This is a genomic window from Aeromicrobium sp., assembly GCF_047606445.1.
In the GTDB taxonomy this organism is placed as follows: Bacteria; Actinomycetota; Actinomycetes; order Propionibacteriales; family Nocardioidaceae; genus Aeromicrobium.
In genome coordinates this window covers 16,731-32,206 of the sequence record NZ_JASGEK010000058.1, presented here as the reverse complement: position 1 = coordinate 32,206, position 15,476 = coordinate 16,731, and the positions used below count along the sequence as shown (strand labels likewise).

Sequence of the window (15,476 nt, the reverse complement as noted above, 5' to 3'; positions counted from 1 at the left end):
TCAGAATCCTGGCTGGACGCGGGGGCCGCGGGCGTCGACGGGGGCTTCGGCGAGCGGCAGCAGCGCCAGCTTGTCGTCGGCCCGGTAGACCGCCGTGCCGTGCACCGGCTCGCTCGCGGTGACGACCGCGTAGGCGACGTCGGGCGACTCGAAGAGCGCCGTGTCGGCCAGATCGACCTGCGTGAGCACCTTCGGGCCGACGGTCACCGCCGTGGAGCCGACGGACTTCATCGCCGCGTCGAACACCTCGACCGTCACTGCGGACTCGGCGTCGGCGGCGACCAGGTGCAACACCGGACGCCGGGCGCCGTCGGCGAGCCCGATCGGCACCACGACCGGACCGGACCACACCGGGGCGCTCGTGGCGTAGGCGTAGTCGGTCTGCGAGGAGGTCACGCGGACGACCGGCAGCACCGGCTCGTCGGAGAGCACCCGGAAGGCGGTGGCCTCAGACCCGACAGTCTCCGGCAGCGGGACCGCCAGCACGGTCTCGGCGGGCACCTGCAGCGCTTCGAGGCCGAGGGGCACGAGGTCGCCGTCGGCGCCGGTCTGACGCACCTCGACGGTCGCCACGACCTCGCCGGGGTTGGCGACGAGCAGCACGCGGGTGCCCCCGGCGGCCACACCGGGCAGGACGGTCTCGGTGGAGGGGACGCCGCTCGACGGCACGAGCTCGGAGCCGGTCAGGCCCGCGGTCGAGGCGTCGAGGAAGGCCGTGGCGACCGCGCCGCGCCGACGGGTCACATGCACCGCGACGTCCTCGGCGCCGACGGCGAGGTCGCCGACCTGCACCACGCGCGTCTCGCCGGCGGCCACCGCGATGCCGTCGCCGCCGATGGCGTCCAACCGGCCGGCCGGGCTCCACAGCTCGACGTCGACCACGCCGGGGACGTCGGCGAGATTGGTCAGCAGGATCGCCGTCGAGCGGCGCTCCGAGGTGCCTGCGCCGACGAACCAGGACTCGTCGGCGACGCGTGGGCATGCCGACACGGCCAGGCCCCCGCCGCTTGTGAGCACGCCGGAGGCGAAGGCGACGCCGCCGCCGTCGCCGGTCTGCCGCACGACGGCGCCGCCGGCCACGGCCGCCGGGGTCCACGCGTCGGCCGCCGCGTCGACCGGCTCGGCGTCCTCGGCGAGCGGCGTGAGGGTGGTGCCCTCGCCGGGCACCGCCTGGCCGACCGACACGCCCAGACCCTCGAGCGCCGGGCAGGCCGACGCCGAGGACACGACCTCGACGTCGTGCGGGCTCACGGTCGGCGGCGCGGACGGTCCCACGAGCACGCCGACCACGACGACTGCGACCACGACGACCGGGATCCCGAAGGGGACCAGCTCGCCGACCGCGTTCCGACGCGAGACCTGCTTGCGGCGGCTCATCGGATCACCGCCTCCCCGACGGGAGCGTCGTCGACCGGTTCGACGTCGGCCTGCGGCTCGGGGCGACGACGCACCGGAGCCGTCAGCACGACGGCGACGACCCAGAGGAGCACCTGCACGCCGCCCAGGCCGACCCGCCATAGGGCGACGCCGCGCGTCACGTCGGCGCTGTCGCCCTCGATCGTCCAGACCCGCGACGTGGGGCTCTCGCTGCCCGCCGGGAGCATCGACGGCGCGCTGTCGACGCGAGCGGTCAGCTCCTCGTCGGCGTCGGGCATGTAGACCGCGCTGACGCCCGTCGCGAGCAACGCCTCGACATCGGCCTCCGACGGGGCGCTCAGCAGGTGGTCGACGGCCTCGCGCACGCGCTCGGCGTCCTCGGTGTCCCGCACCATCGCCTCCTCGCCCAGGCGGTCGCCGTCGTCGGCGACGACTTTGTAGCGAACGCCGGTCTCCAGGTCGCCGTCGACCACCAAGGTCGACCCCTCGCGCTCGGCCAGATAGGCCGGGACGATGGCGCTGGACCGGTCCTGCAGCGGGTCGTCGACGCCGCGCACGAGCCAGAAACCGGCCGCGAGCAGCGGGAAGACCAAGGTCGCGGCCGTCACGACGACGACCAGACGGCGCGGCAGGAACTCCACCTCGTCGGCGGCCAGCAGCACGGCCGCCAACAGTCCGCCGAGGAACAGGCCCGCGCCGAGCGCCGTCGTGGGCGCGACGCCGGACTCACCGCTCAAGGTCGTGAAACGGACCGCCTGGCTCAACACCGCCGCGACCGCGCCCAGCAGCGCGACGCCCCAGGCCCAGCCGACGCGGGCCCGCGTCGCGGCCGGGACGAGCGCGGCGACGCCGAGCAGCACGACGGTCACGCCGATCCACCACGGCGCGGGGCCCGCCCCCGAGAGCAGGTCGGCGACGAGACGGGAGTCGGCCGAGACCGGCATCCCGGCGTCCCACCACACTCTCCACGGGCGCAGCGCGCGCTCCCACATCCACGGGCCGAGCAGGATCGCGGCGATGCCCGACGCCCAGAGCGCCCTGACCGCGACCGTCCGGACGTTCCCCGCGCCACGCAGCGCGACGACCGCGGCTGCCAGCCCGACGAGGGTCAGCGGGAACAGCGCCGGGGCGAAGGCCGCGCCGACGGCGATCCAGATCCCCAGCCACAAGGCCTTCTGCCACTGCGGGAGCGAAATCAGCTGCAGCGCCGCGTTGACGATGACGGGGGCGACGACCAGACCGACCGTCGTGCCGAGCCGACCCTGCTCGATCGTCCCGCCGACCGCGACGACCAACCCATAGGACAGCGCCCAGGCGATGCGCGCGGGACGCTGGCCGCTGAGCACGCGGCCGAGCCGGTGCGCGGTGAGCGCGGCGAGCACCGGGGCGAGCACCAGGAGCACCCAGACGAGCATCTGAGGAGCGAACCACAGCGGCGTGCCCGCGAAGGCCAGAAGGAGGACGTAAGGCGGCGCGAGCGCAAGCGACGGAAGGCCGGCGTCGCGGGCGCCGGTGAGCACGAGCGACCACCATCCGCCCGCCGTTTCCGGAGTCGGCAGCAGCGCGCCGCCCGACACGCCGAAGCCGAGGCCGCGCCCGGCGACCAGCGCGACGGCGGTGAACAGCAGGACGGCGGTCATCCACGGGTGGCGCTGCCACAGGGAGGGCGACTCGATCAGCTCGATGTCGTCGAGGCCGCCCTCGCCGCCGTGGCTGCGTCGCCCGACCGTCTCGACGGTCTCAGGCCGTACCGCCGCGCGGACCATCTCCATCAGCACGTCCCAGTTGTGCTGATAGGGAAGCCACCAATGCGGGAACAGGTGGGCGATGTGGCCGTGCGGGACCTTGGCGGTCGACTGCCGCGCCAATCTCGCCTTCTTGAGCCGGCCGGGACGCAGGTAGACCGCCCGCATCGCGAGCAGCTCGTCGGCGGCGCCCTCGGGATAGCGGGCGATCAGCTGGCCGACGAAGCGCAGCAGCGAGCCGAAGAAGAACCGTACGTACTGCCAGAGGAAACGCCGGGTGGAGGAGTTCGCCAGCACAGTGAACATCTGAGCGCGACGCCGCTCGTAACGGGCGGGGTCGCCCGCGCTGACCTCGCGCAGATACCGCTGGCTCGCCTCGGCGTGGAAGACGACGGCCGACGGCGCGATCCGCACCCGGTAGCCGGCGCGGTTGACCCGCCAGCCGAAGTCGAGGTCGTCGGCGAACAGCGGGAGAACGGGGTCGAGGCCGCCGAGTTCGTCCCACACGTCGCGGCGCACGAGCATTCCGGCGGTGTTGACCGCGAGCACGTCCTCGGCCCAGTCATGCTGTCCCGCGTCGGGCTCGCCGGTCTCCAGGCCGGTCTCGCGCGAGCCGGTTCCGGTGATGCCGATGCCGACCTCCAGGAGACGGCGCAGCGAGGGCCACTCGCGGATCTTCGGCCCGACGACTGCCACGTCGTCCGCGGCGGTGGCCTCGTCGAGCAGCGCGGCGAGCACCCCCGGCGTGACGTTCATGTCGTCGTGGAGCAGCCAGATCCAGTCGGTGCGCGGCAGTTCGGCCAAGCCGAGACGGACCGCCTCGCCGAAGCCGGTGCCCGAGGGCGCGTAGGTGATGCGCTCGGAACCGAAGGAGCGGCGAAGGAGGTCGGCCGAGCCGTCGGTCGAACTGACGTCGACCGCCCGCCAGGCGGTCGGGGCGTAACTGAGACCCGCCAGCGACGACAGCACTTTGGGCAGCCAGGCGGCTCCGTCATGGGAGACGAGAACCGCAGCCACCGTCGGCGGGGCGCTGCGCCACACGGGTTCGACCTGCTCGGCGTCCATGGTCATGGACCTTACTGGACCGGGTCCGAACGCGACTTCTAGGCGCGCTTCTTCAGCTTGCGCCGCTCACGCTCGGACAGACCGCCCCAGATGCCGAAGCGCTCGTCGTTCTGCAGGGCGTAGTCGAGGCACTCTCCGCGCACCTCGCAGGTCAGACAGACGCGCTTGGCCTCGCGCGTCGAGCCGCCTTTCTCGGGGAAGAACGCCTCAGGGTCGGTCTGCGCGCACAGGGCCCGCTCCTGCCACAGGAGCTCCTCGGCGTCGCCGTCCAGCAATCCCCGATCAAATGACATGCCTGTGATTACATCCCGCACGAGCGACACGCGTCAAGCCCGAAACCTGAGATTAACCAACACGGCGGCACGGCGGCCCGCGCGTGCGGCACGATGGTGGCCATGCGACTTGCCTTGTTGTCCGGTTCCGACGGCGTCGGTTTAGCCCTCGAACTCGCCTCCCGCTGCGAATTGACGGTGATCTCCCCGACCACCCGGGACTCCTGGTCCGACGGTCTCAAACGCTGCCCGGATCTTGATGCTTTTCTTACCGTTCCCGGCCAGGAGCCCACCTACGGCGTCGCCCGCGCGCTGGAGGACCTGGGCTTCGGCGCGGCGTGGAGCCAGACCCACGACGACGAGATCGCACTGCGCATCATGCGCACCGAGCTGCTGCACGCCGACTTCACGCTGACCCAGGCCATCACGGCGCTCGCCGAGCGGCGCGAGTTGCCGTTCACGCTGTTGCCGTTGAGCGACGACCGGGGCGAGATGCGCGTCGTGGTCAGCGAGGCCGACGAGGAGCGCCGCGCCGTGCACTACGACGAGCACCGCGCCTCGCTGCCGGTCGGCGAGAGACCGGAGCCGTCGATGGTCGCGCTGGGCTGGTCGGTGAGCGACGAGGTGGTCGCGGCGGTCGAGGCCTCGCACCAGGCGACGGTGGCCGTGATGGGCCATGGGCCGGTGATCGACCACGCGGTCGCGGCGGTCGCCGAGAAGGCGCCGGGCGCCCGGTTCGTGGACGTCACCGACGCGGGGGTGGCCGAACTGCTGCGCGCGGTGACCACGCCGCGCGACGACGCCGAATGAGCGACACGCTGGCGGGCCTGGCCGGCCGGGTCGCCCCGTCGGCCCCGCTGATCACCTACTACGACCTGGACACCGGCGAGCGGGTCGAGTTGAGCGGGGCCACCACCGCCAACTGGGTGGCGAAGACCGCGAACTTCCTCACCGAGGAGGCCGACGTCGAGCCGGGCACTCGGGTGCGGGTCGGCCTGCCGACGCACTGGCTGCGTCTGGTGTGGCTGCTGTCGTGCTGGCAGGCGGGCGCGGTGGTGGCCGCAGCGGACGCCGAGGTCGGGGTGAGCGGGCCGGAGCTGTCCGGCGAGGAGCCCTTCCGCGCGGCGTCGGCGCTGCTTCCGTTCGGGGTGCGTTTCCCGGAGCCGCCCGAAGGCTTTCACGATCTGGGGGTCGAGATCCCCAGTCAGCCGGACATCCTGCTGAGCCTCGACGAGCCCGAGGCCGACGACCTCGCGGCCGACCTGCCGGACCTGCGCGCCACGCACGCGGAGCTGCTGGCCGCGACCACCCCCGACGCGCGTCGTCTCGTGGTCGGCCCCGGCCCTCTGGAACGCGACGTCTCCTTGGTGGTGGCGGCCTGTCTCGGCGGCGGCTCCCTCGTCCTCGCCTGCGGCGGCGGTCCGGCCGACCTGGACAAAGTCACGGCGCAGGAGCGCGCCGAACGCGGGTGACCCCGCACGCCGCCTAGCAGGTGGAGGCGAGGTCCTCGGAGGCGTTGGACTGCTCGGGGCTGTTCTCGTCGTCCTCTGGATCGCCCGAGGACTCCTCCGCGTCGGTCGGCGAGGCGGGGAACGCCGGGGCGACCATCTCGAACGCCGACACCGGGCGCGACGGGCTCTCGTCCTCGTCCTTCGCCGCCTCGTCGGCCGCCTCCGACGCCGCGATCGCGTCGGCGATCATGCGATGCACCTCGTCGATGTCGGGGTCGGCCGTGTCGACCGCCGGCGGCACCAGCGACACCGTGGCGATGGGAAGACCCCGGGCCTTCAACGCCAGGTCGGCGAACCGGTCGAGCTCGGACGCCGGAATGTCCGAGGTGAGGATCGCCGCGCCGGAATCGGCGATGTCCTGCACGTTCATCAGCACCTTCTGCGGGCTGAGCTGCGACAGCATCGCGTTCATGACGCACTTCTGACGCCCCATGCGCGCGAAGTCGTCGTCGTATTTACGGGTGCGCGCGTACCAGAGCGCCTCGTCGCCGTTGAGCTTGTGCTGGCCGGGCTCGAGCCACCGCTCCACCGCGTCGTTGATGCCCGCCAACGCGGTGCGCTCCTTGACGTTGATCGTCACCCCGCCGACCGCGTCGACCAGCTGGGAGAACCCGGCCATGTCGATCATCACGGTGTAGCTGATCTCCAGACCCGTCGTCGCCTCGACCGCCTGCCGGGTGGCGTAGGTGCCCGGGTCGTCGACGCCCTCGAAAAGCTCCGTATGGTCCATCGCCCAGGTGTAGACCCCGTTGAGCATGCAGTCGTCGCAGTCGAAGCCGTCGGGGAACTCGTCGTGCATCGGCGTGCCCTCGGGGAAGACCGCGCCCTGCAGGTTGCGCGGCAGACCGACCATCACCGTCCGGCCCGTGTTCGCGTCGACGCTCGCCACGTTGATCGAGTCCGGCCGCAGACCCCATCGGTCCGCGCCCGCGTCGCCGCCCAACAGCAAGACGTTGTAGCGGCCCTCGGCCTCCTCGGCGACCTCGTCGCCGGAGAACACCTCGTCGACCAGCCGGTTCTGCGCCGCGAGCACCCGCACGGCGAACACCGACGTCGCGATGATCGCCACGCACAGCATGCCGTTGACGCAGGTGATGCCGAGCCGCTGCCACCGCACGAGCGACAGCGGTGCGCTCAGCCGCCACGCGTCGATCAGCAGCGCCACCCAGCCGATCGCGAGGACCACCAGGATCCACCGGCCCAGCGTGTTGAGCCGCTGGTCGAGGACCAGGCTCAAAAACGTCGAGCGCGAGGTGAACGCGACGACCGCGACGACCACGACCAGTGCGAGCAGAGCGGCCCAGATCCGCAACGCGATCCGGCCGATCCGGCGATGACCGGCGACCATCTGGGCCAAGCCGGGGGCCACCAGCGTCATCACCGTGAGCGAGAGGGCGCGCCGGAACTGCACACCGCTCGACGGCGCGACGACAGCCGCCCGACGGGCGGGCGGGCGACGGCGGCGATCCTGGGGCATAAGGCCTCATGATGGCAGACAGGCGCTACCGTCATAGCCATGCCTCAGTCGAACGACGGGTCCTACGACTGGCTGTACGACGACCCGCCCTCCCGCCGCCCGGCCCCGACGCCCCCCTCGGCGCTGCCCCCGCCGAACCTGCCGCCGCCCGGACGCTCCCGACGGGCCGCGCGCGGCGGGTCGTCCGGCGGGAGGAGGGGGGTGCGCTGGGGACGGATCGCGCTCGGCCTGCTCGCCGCCTGGCTGGTCTTCCTCGTCGCGACGCCGATCTGGGCCGTCCAGACCACCTCGAAGGTCGACGCCGCGCCCGACGGCGAACGCCCCGAGGACGGCCCGGGCATGACCTATCTCGTCGTCGGCTCCGACAGCCGCGAGGGCCTGACCCCCGAGCAACAGGCCGAGTTCGCCACCGGCTCCGACAGCGGCGCCCGCACCGACACGATCATGATCCTGCACGTCGGCGGCGGCCCGGCGATGCTGCTGTCCATCCCCCGCGACTCGCTGCTCGAGGTGCCCGGCTACGGCACCACCAAGGTCAACGCCGCCTACGCCTACGGCGGGCCGAAGCTGCTCGTGGAGACCGTCGAGAACGCCACCGGCCTCTTCATCGACGCCTACGTGGAGATCGGCCTCGGGGGCCTGGTCAACGTCGTCGACGCGGTCGGCGGCGTGGAGATCTGCCCGGAGTCCGCGATGGACGACCCGAAGGCCGGCATCGACCTGGAGGCCGGCTGCCAGGAGGCCGACGGCAAGACCGCGCTCGGCTACTCGCGCTCGCGCCAGACCTACGCCACCTCCGACATACAGCGCGTCCAGGCCCAGCGCGAGGTCATCGGCTCGCTGGCGTCGAAGCTGAAGAGCCCGTGGAGCGTCGTCAACCCGTTCCGCTACTGGGGCATCAACCGCGGCGCGGCCTCGTCGCTGACCATCGGCGACGACGTCGGCTTCGTCGACCTGCTCCGCTTCGCACAGGGCATGAGCTCGGCGATGGGCGAAGGAGGCCTCAACTGCACCGTCCCGCTGGCGGACTTCTCGGTGCGGTGGGACAGCGACCGGGCCGGACAGCTGTTCAGCATGATCGCCGCCGGCGACGTCGGCGACGTGGGCGGCCTGTGCACGCCCGACGGCCTGCCCGCCGCCTGAGGCCGCGAGTCGCTCAGGCGAGCGCCGCGACGACGCGCGGGACGATCGCGGCGAGGGCGCGGCCCCGGTGGCTGATCCGGTCCTTCTCGGCGCGGTCGAGCTCGGCGGTCGAGACGTCGTGGCCGGTGGCCGCGAACAGCGGGTCGTAGCCGAAGCCGCCCGCGCCGCGCTCGGCACGCAGCACCCGTCCGGGCATCTCGCCCCGCTCGACGATCTCCGTGCCGTCGGGCAAGCACAGCGCGACGACGCAGACGAAGCGGGCGCTGCGCCGCTCGTCGGGCGTGTCGGACAGCTGGCCGAGCAGCAGCGCGTTGTTGGCGGCGTCCTTGGCCGCGCCGGACACGCCCGCCCAGCGGGCCGACAGCACGCCCGGCATGCCGTTCAACTCGTCGACGCACAGGCCGGAGTCGTCGGCGAGCGCGGGCAGGCCCGTCGCGGCCACGCAGGCGCGCGCCTTGATGAGCGCGTTGCCGACGAAAGTGGGCTCGGTCTCGGCCGGCTCGTCGTAGGCGGCGACGTCGGACAGGCCCAGAATCGTCAGCTCCGGGGCGAGCGGGGCGACGATACGACGCAGCTCGTCGAGCTTCTTGGCGTTGTTGGAGGCGAGGACGAGACGCTGGTCAGTCATCAGCCGAGCGTCCCCAGCAGCGCCTCGTGCTGCCAACGGGTCAGCTGCGCGCAGCCGGTGGCGGCGAGGTCGAGCAGCGCGTCCAGCTCGGCCTTGTCGAAGGGGGCGCCCTCGGCGGTGCCCTGCACCTCGACGAACGACCCCGAGCCGGTCATCACGACGTTCATGTCGGTCTCGGCGCGCACGTCCTCGACATAGGGCAGGTCGAGCATCGGCACGCCGTCGACGATGCCGACGCTGACCGCCGCGACCGAGTCCTTCAGCGGCTCGCCGGTGGTCGCGCCGATCTTCTTCAAGTGGGACACCGCGTCGGCCAGCGCGATGTAGGCGCCGGTGATCGCGGCGGTTCGGGTGCCGCCGTCGGCCTGCAGCACGTCGCAGTCGACGGTGATCGTGTTCTCTCCGAGCGCGGCGGTGTCGACGACGGCGCGCAGCGAACGGCCGACGAGGCGGGAGATCTCGTGCGTGCGCCCGCCGACCCTGCCCTTGACCGACTCGCGTCCGGAGCGCTCGTGGGTGGCCTGCGGGAGCATCGCGTACTCGCCGGTGACCCAGCCGAGGCCGCTGCCCCTGCGCCAGCGCGGCACGCCCTCGACCGCCGCCGCCGCGCACAGCACGCGGGTCTTGCCGAACTCGATCAAGCACGACCCCTGGGCGTGGTCGAGCCACCCCCGCTGGATCCGGATCTCACGCAGCTGGTCGACGGCGCGGCCGTCCTCACGAGTGGTCATGTCCCGAGCCTAGAGCCTGGCGCCGACCGCGCAATTTTGCCCTCATGGCATCCGAACCCGTATCGTCAGGGCGCGATCATGACCGACTCCTCCCCCGCGACGCCCGCGCATCGCCACGACATCGACGGCCTGCGGGCCCTCGCCATCGTGTTGGTGGTCGCCTATCACGTGTGGTTCGGCCGGGTCTCCGGCGGCGTCGACGTCTTCTTGATGATCTCGGCGTACTTCCTGACTCTGTCGCTGACTCGTCGGGCCACGTCGGGCCAGCCGCTGAGGCTGGGGGCCTTCTGGCTACGCCGCTTCGCCCGGCTGCTGCCCGCGGCGGTCGTGACCCTTCTCGGCATGCTGGCGACCGCCTACCTCGTCTTCCCGGAGTCGTCCTGGCCGCGCCTATGGGAGGAAGCCTGGGCGAGCCTGTTCTACGTCCAGAACTGGTCGCTCGCCTTCGCCGAGGTCGACTACTACGCGCGCGCGAGCGCCACGCCGAGCCCCTTGCAGCACTTCTGGTCGCTGTCGGTCCAAGGACAGGTGTTCCTGCTGTGGCCGCTGCTCATCGCGGTGGTCGTGTCGGCGCTGCGCGGACACCGCCACCTGATCGTCCGGGCGCTCCTCATCGTCTTCACGATCATCTTCGTCGCCTCCCTCGCCTTCTCCGTCGTCACGACCCACACCGACCAGGTGTTCGCCTACTTCGACACCCGCGCTCGACTCTGGGAGTTCGCGGCCGGCACGCTCGTCGCGCTCGCGCTGCCTCGGCTGCGTCTGCCCGCCGTCGTCCGCGCACTGCTCGGCTGGACCGGCGTCGCGGGCGTCGTCCTGTGCGGGATCGTCATCGACGTCCAGGGCGGTTTCCCCGGCTACCTGGCACTCTGGCCGATCCTCTGCACCGCGTTCGTCATCGTCTCCGGCGTCGAGCCGACTCGAGGCGGTCCGGGTCGGCTCCTGTCGACACGACCGCTGCTGGCGCTCGGTCAGAGCGCCTACGCCCTCTACCTCGTCCACTGGCCGGTGCTCATCACCTACCGGGTGATCACCGGCAAGACGACGGTCGGCCTCGTGGACGGCGTCGCCATCGTGGCGATCTCGCTCGTCCTCGCCCGCGTCCTCTCGCGCGACGTCGAACAGCCGGTCACGGCGTTCGCCACTGCGACCGCGAGGCAGTGGCGGCCCTCCGTCGTGATCGGCCTCGCGGTGGTGGTCGTCAGCGTTCCCCTGACGGTCTGGACCTCCCATGTCGAGCGGCGGACCGAGGCGCTCGACGCCCAGATCGAGCACGACCTCGACCAGCAGTACCCGGGGGCCGCCTGGCTCGACGACCCCGACCAGGGCTCGCTCGACCAAAGTCTGCCGCTGACCCCGCTGCCCACCCAACTCGACGACGAATGGGTCGGCGGGAATCTGCCCTGTGACGGGAAGTGGCTCCCCGAGGCTCCCGAACTCGCTGAGAACTGCCACCGGACGGCCGGGCCCGACCCCGACGCCAAGACCGTCCTGGCCATCGGCGACTCCCACGTCCAGCAGCTCTCCGGGCCGCTCGTGGACGTGGCGGAGCGCGAAGGGTGGAACGTCGTCTTCCTGCTCAGGGGGGCCTGCGCGATGGGGTTCGGGGAGCCCGCCAAGGCCGAAGGATGCGAGGAGTGGCGTCGCGCCGCGCTTCAGTACGCGCTCGCCGTCCACCCCGAGGCCGTGTACCTCGTCACCACCAAGACCTTCCCCGCCGAGGACGAACGCCTCATCGTCGGGGTCGACGAGGTCGTCTCCGGCCTGTCGTCGGCCGGCATCGAGGTGATCGGCGTGCGCGACAACCCCCGCTTCGAGTCCAGCATGTACGACTGCGCCCTCCGGGATCCGAACTGCTCGGTCGACGCCGCCGGGCATCTGGCCGCTTCCAATCCCGCCCTCGCCCTCGGCGGCAACGTCGCGCACGTGGACTTCACCCCGTGGCTGTGCCCGGACGGCGCATGTCGCGGAAGGATCGGCAACGTCGCCCTGTACATCGACTACAACCACCTCTCCAAGTCCTACGGACGGACGCTAGCGCCGATACTGGCCCGCCAGCTCGACGAACGGCGCGTGCAACTCCCCCGGCTGACGCTCGACGCGACCCTCGGCGACGACTTCGACGCCGCCGCCTCCGGCGCGCCGAAGCCCGGCGAGGCCCCGACGACGCTGCTCCGCCCGCGCGGCCGCTGAGCGGCGCGCTCGCTCAGAACTCGAAGCTGTCGCCCGGCTTGACCATCACGTAGGCGCGGTCGTAGACGGCGCGCAGGTCGGACTCGACCTCGTCGGCGTCGGTCCAGTCCGGGATGTGCGTGATGAGCAGCCGCCCGACGTCGGCCTTCAGCGCGCACTCGCCGGCCTCCTTGCCGGTCAGGTGCAGGTCGGGCGGATTGACCGCCGACTCCACGAAGGACGCCTCGCACAAGAACACGTCGGCGTCGGCGGCCAACTCGTCGAGCGCCTCGGTCGGGCCGGTGTCGCCGGAGTAGACCAGCACCGAGTCGCCGGCCTGGATGCGCATCGCGAACGCCGGCACCGGGTGCTTGACCGGGGCGACTCGGATCGAGAAGGGGCCGAGCTGTTGCTCCGGCTCGTCCTCCCAGACGCCGAAGGTGAGCGCGTCGAGGGGCGGCTCGCCGCCCGGGCCGCCCGCGGCCGCCAGGTACTCCTCGCCGCCGCGCGGGGCGATGACCTTGACCCGGTCGTAGGGGCCCTGCGGGTGGTACTTCGCGAGCACCACGAGGCTCACGAGGTCGATGCAGTGGTCGGGGTGGAGATGGCTCAGCGCGACCGCGTCGATGCCGCGCGGGTCGATGTAGCGGTGCAGCTGGCCGAGCGAGCCGTTGCCCATGTCGAGCACGAGCCGCCACACGCGCCCGTCCTGCTCGGCCTCGACGAGATAGCAGCTGGCCGCCGAGTCGGGTCCCGGATACGACCCCGCGCACCCGACGATCGTGAGCTTCATACGTGGACCTCCCGGTGTGCGGCGGGCGTGAACCCCTCGACCAGATCGACCACCGGCCCGAGGAAGCGTCGGCCGAGCGCGGCGAAGCTCTCCGGGTCCCCGGTGGTCAGGAAGCGGTGGCGCGGGGCGGGCAGCGCGGTGTCGCGGGCGAGGCCCTCGCGCGCCAACAGCCGGTACACGTCCTTGGCGGTCTCCTCGGCGCTGGAGACCAATGTGACCGCGTCGCCCATGACGTAGGAGAGTACGCCGGTCAGCAGCGGATAGTGGGTGCATCCGAGCACCAACGTGTCGACGCCGACTTCTCTGAGCGGCGCCAGATACTCCTCAGCCGCCGCCATCAGCTCGTCTCCCCCGGTGACGCCCGCCTCGACGAACTCCACGAACCGCGGGCAGGCGCGCGTGTGCAACTGGATGCCCGGGTTGGCCGCGAAGGCGTCGTCGTAGGCGCGCGAGGTCGCGGTGGCGGTCGTGCAGATGACGCCGACCCGGCCGTTGCGGGTGGCGTTGACGGCGCGCCGGGTGGCCGGGACGATCACCTCCACGACCGGCACGTCGTAGCGCTCGCGGGCGTCGCGCAGCACGGCGGCGCTGGCGGAGTTGCAGGCGATGACGAGCGCCTTGACGCCCTGCTCCACCAGTTGGTCGAGGCACTCCAGCGCGTACTCTCGCACCTGCGAGATCGGCCTGGGGCCATAGGGCTGGCGGGCGGTGTCGGCGAGGTACAGCACCGGCTCGTGCGGCAACTGGTCGAGCACGGCTCGGGCGACCGTCAAGCCGCCGAAGCCAGAGTCGAAGATGCCGATCGGTGCGTCCGCCACCCCCCGAGACTAACCCGTCCCGGCTCCGCGCGGTCTCAGGCCCAGAGCTGGCCGTCGAGCGCGTCCTCGGCCTCGTCGAGCGTGCCCTCGTAGGCGCCGGTCGAGAGGTACTTCCAGCCGCCGTCGGCGACGACGAAGACGATGTCGGCGGACTCGCCGACCTTGATCGACTTCGCCGCCTGGGCTAGCGCGGCGTGCAGGATCGCACCGGTGGAGATGCCCGCGAAGATCCCCTCGGAGTCGATCAGCTCGCGCACCCGGCGCACCGCGTCGCGGGGGCCGACCGAGAAGCGCGCGTCGATGACCGACTCGTCGTACAGCTCCGGCACGAAGCCCTCGTCCATGTTGCGCAGGCCGTAGACGAGCTCGCCGTAGCGCGGCTCGGCGGCGACGATGCGCACGTCGGGCTTGTGCTCTTTGAAGAACCGGCCGACGCCCATGAGCGTGCCGGTGGTGCCGAGGCCGCCGACGAAGTGCGTCACCTCGGGCAGGTCGGCGAGGATCTCCGGCGCGGTGCCGCGGTAGTGCGCGTCGGCGTTGGCCGGGTTGCCGTACTGGTAGAGCATGATCCAGTCGGGATGCTCGGCGGCCAGGCCCTTGGCGACCCGCACCGCCTCGTTCGACCCTCCGGCGGCGGGCGAGGAGATGATCTCCGCGCCCCACATGCGCAACAGCTGACGGCGTTCCTCGGAGGTGTTCTCCGGCATCACGCAGATCATGCGGTAGCCGCGCAGCTTGGCGACCATCGCCATGGAGATGCCGGTGTTGCCGCTGGTCGGCTCGAGGATGGTGCAGCCGGGCGTCAGCCGTCCCTCCGCCTCGGCGGTGAGGATCATGTTGAGCGCGGCGCGGTCCTTGATCGATCCGGTGGGGTTCTGGTCCTCCAGTTTGGCCCACAGCCGCACGTCCGCCGACGGCGACAGCGTCGGCAACCCCACCAGCGGGGTCGAGCCGACGCTGTCGATCAGACTCGCGTGACGGGTCACCGGTTCACTGGCCGCCGGCGACGGCGGGCAGGATGACGACGGTGTCGCCGTCGGCGACCGCGGTCTCCAGCGCGCCGGTGAAGCGGATGTCCTCGTCGTTGACGTAGATGTTGACGAAGCGGCGGACGGCGCCGTCCTCGACCAGGCGCTCCTTGACGCCCGGATGGGCGGCCTCCAGCGCGTCGACGAGCTCGGCGACCGTGGAGCCGGAGGACTCGACGGCCCGCTCGCCTCCGGTGTAGGAGCGCAGGATCGTGGGGATGCGGACCTCGATGGCCATCAGACTTCTGCCTTCTGCTCGGGGGTGTCGTCGTCATAACGCTCGACGATCACGACTTCTTCCTCAGCGACCTCGCCACCGGTGATCCGATAGGACCGGACGTCGACGGGGCCGGACTCGTGGGCGCCGCCCGCGGTGCTGACGAGCACGTAGTGGGCGTTCGGCTCCGAGGCGAGGTTGACGTCGGTGCGCGACGGGTACGCCTCGGTGGCGGTGTGCGAGTGGTAGATGACGACGGGCTCCTCGTCGCGGTCGTCCATCTCGCGGTAGAGCCGCAGCAGGTCGCCGGAGTCGAACTCGTAGAACGTCGGCGACATGGCGGCGTTGACCATCTCGACGTGACGGGTCGGCCGGTCCGACCCGAAGGCCCCGGCGACGACGCCGCACGCCTCGTCGGGATGATCGCGGCGGGCGTGCGCGATGATCGCGTCCACGATGGCCCGTTCGATGGTCAACACGGTCCCCGAGTCTATCGCCG

The 15,476-nt window shown here is 71.9% G+C and carries 15 protein-coding genes; 4 read left to right on the top strand and 11 right to left on the bottom strand.

All coding sequences use genetic code 11. From position 1 onward, the window contains the following. Genes QM621_RS10850 through QM621_RS10840 form a run of 3 tightly spaced genes read right to left on the bottom strand, consistent with a single transcriptional unit; the run spans window position 1 to window position 4,480 of the window. Window positions 1-1,377: a DUF5719 family protein gene (locus tag QM621_RS10850; protein WP_414990396.1), complete on the bottom strand. Its 1,377-nt coding sequence runs from the start codon at window positions 1,375-1,377 to the stop codon at window positions 1-3. Continuing rightward, complete coding sequence (locus QM621_RS10845) at window positions 1,374-4,193, bottom strand: glycosyltransferase (RefSeq protein WP_414990395.1); 2,820 nt, start codon at window positions 4,191-4,193, stop codon at window positions 1,374-1,376. Before QM621_RS10845 ends, QM621_RS10850 begins: the two co-directional genes overlap by 4 nt. A gap of 32 nt (window positions 4,194-4,225) precedes the next feature. Then, entirely contained in the window at window positions 4,226-4,480 is a 255-nt protein-coding gene (locus QM621_RS10840; protein ID WP_414990394.1) for a WhiB family transcriptional regulator, read from the bottom strand. Window positions 4,481-4,582: 102 nt separating this feature from the next. Between QM621_RS10840 and QM621_RS10835 the strand changes: the two genes are divergently transcribed. Beyond that, complete coding sequence (locus QM621_RS10835) at window positions 4,583-5,269, top strand: 2-phospho-L-lactate transferase CofD family protein (protein WP_414990393.1); 687 nt, start codon at window positions 4,583-4,585, stop codon at window positions 5,267-5,269. Continuing rightward, window positions 5,266-5,931, top strand: coding sequence for a TIGR03089 family protein (locus tag QM621_RS10830; protein ID WP_414990392.1), 666 nt, complete (start codon window positions 5,266-5,268; stop codon window positions 5,929-5,931). The genes QM621_RS10835 and QM621_RS10830 overlap by 4 nt, the downstream gene beginning before the upstream one ends. Window positions 5,932-5,944: 13 nt before the next feature. Here the strand turns inward: QM621_RS10830 and QM621_RS10825 are convergent, their stop codons facing one another. Continuing rightward, window positions 5,945-7,447, bottom strand: coding sequence for an LCP family protein (locus QM621_RS10825; RefSeq protein WP_414990391.1), 1,503 nt, complete (start codon window positions 7,445-7,447; stop codon window positions 5,945-5,947). A 39-nt stretch (window positions 7,448-7,486) separates the two neighbouring features. Between QM621_RS10825 and QM621_RS10820 the strand changes: the two genes are divergently transcribed. After that, window positions 7,487-8,590, top strand: a complete 1,104-nt coding sequence (locus QM621_RS10820) for an LCP family protein (RefSeq protein WP_414990390.1) — start codon at window positions 7,487-7,489, stop codon at window positions 8,588-8,590. Window positions 8,591-8,603: 13 nt separating this feature from the next. On the opposite strand, the gene rdgB is transcribed toward QM621_RS10820, so the two are convergent. After that, window positions 8,604-9,218: an RdgB/HAM1 family non-canonical purine NTP pyrophosphatase gene (gene rdgB / locus QM621_RS10815; protein ID WP_414990389.1), complete on the bottom strand. Its 615-nt coding sequence runs from the start codon at window positions 9,216-9,218 to the stop codon at window positions 8,604-8,606. Next, entirely contained in the window at window positions 9,218-9,949 is a 732-nt protein-coding gene (gene rph / locus QM621_RS10810) for a ribonuclease PH (protein WP_414990388.1), read from the bottom strand. The genes rdgB and rph overlap by 1 nt, the downstream gene beginning before the upstream one ends. 78 nt (window positions 9,950-10,027) lie before the next feature. Between rph and QM621_RS10805 the strand changes: the two genes are divergently transcribed. After that, window positions 10,028-12,142 (top strand): acyltransferase family protein, encoded by a 2,115-nt coding sequence (locus QM621_RS10805; protein ID WP_414990387.1) that lies wholly within the window; start codon window positions 10,028-10,030, stop codon window positions 12,140-12,142. Between the two features lie 13 nt (window positions 12,143-12,155). On the opposite strand, the gene QM621_RS10800 is transcribed toward QM621_RS10805, so the two are convergent. From QM621_RS10800 to QM621_RS10780, 5 genes are read right to left on the bottom strand one after another with little or no spacing between them, the layout of a single operon-like run. Beyond that, window positions 12,156-12,914, bottom strand: coding sequence for an MBL fold metallo-hydrolase (locus QM621_RS10800; RefSeq protein ID WP_414990386.1), 759 nt, complete (start codon window positions 12,912-12,914; stop codon window positions 12,156-12,158). Then, on the bottom strand, window positions 12,911-13,732 hold the full coding sequence (gene murI, locus QM621_RS10795; RefSeq protein WP_414990385.1) for a glutamate racemase: 822 nt from the start codon (window positions 13,730-13,732) through the stop codon (window positions 12,911-12,913). Before murI ends, QM621_RS10800 begins: the two co-directional genes overlap by 4 nt. Window positions 13,733-13,767: 35 nt before the next feature. Continuing rightward, complete coding sequence (locus QM621_RS10790) at window positions 13,768-14,718, bottom strand: PLP-dependent cysteine synthase family protein (RefSeq protein WP_414990384.1); 951 nt, start codon at window positions 14,716-14,718, stop codon at window positions 13,768-13,770. A gap of 4 nt (window positions 14,719-14,722) precedes the next feature. Continuing rightward, window positions 14,723-14,998 (bottom strand): MoaD family protein, encoded by a 276-nt coding sequence (locus QM621_RS10785; protein ID WP_414990383.1) that lies wholly within the window; start codon window positions 14,996-14,998, stop codon window positions 14,723-14,725. Then, on the bottom strand, window positions 14,998-15,456 hold the full coding sequence (locus tag QM621_RS10780; RefSeq protein WP_414990382.1) for a Mov34/MPN/PAD-1 family protein: 459 nt from the start codon (window positions 15,454-15,456) through the stop codon (window positions 14,998-15,000). Before QM621_RS10780 ends, QM621_RS10785 begins: the two co-directional genes overlap by 1 nt. Window positions 15,457-15,476 lie beyond the last annotated feature (20 nt).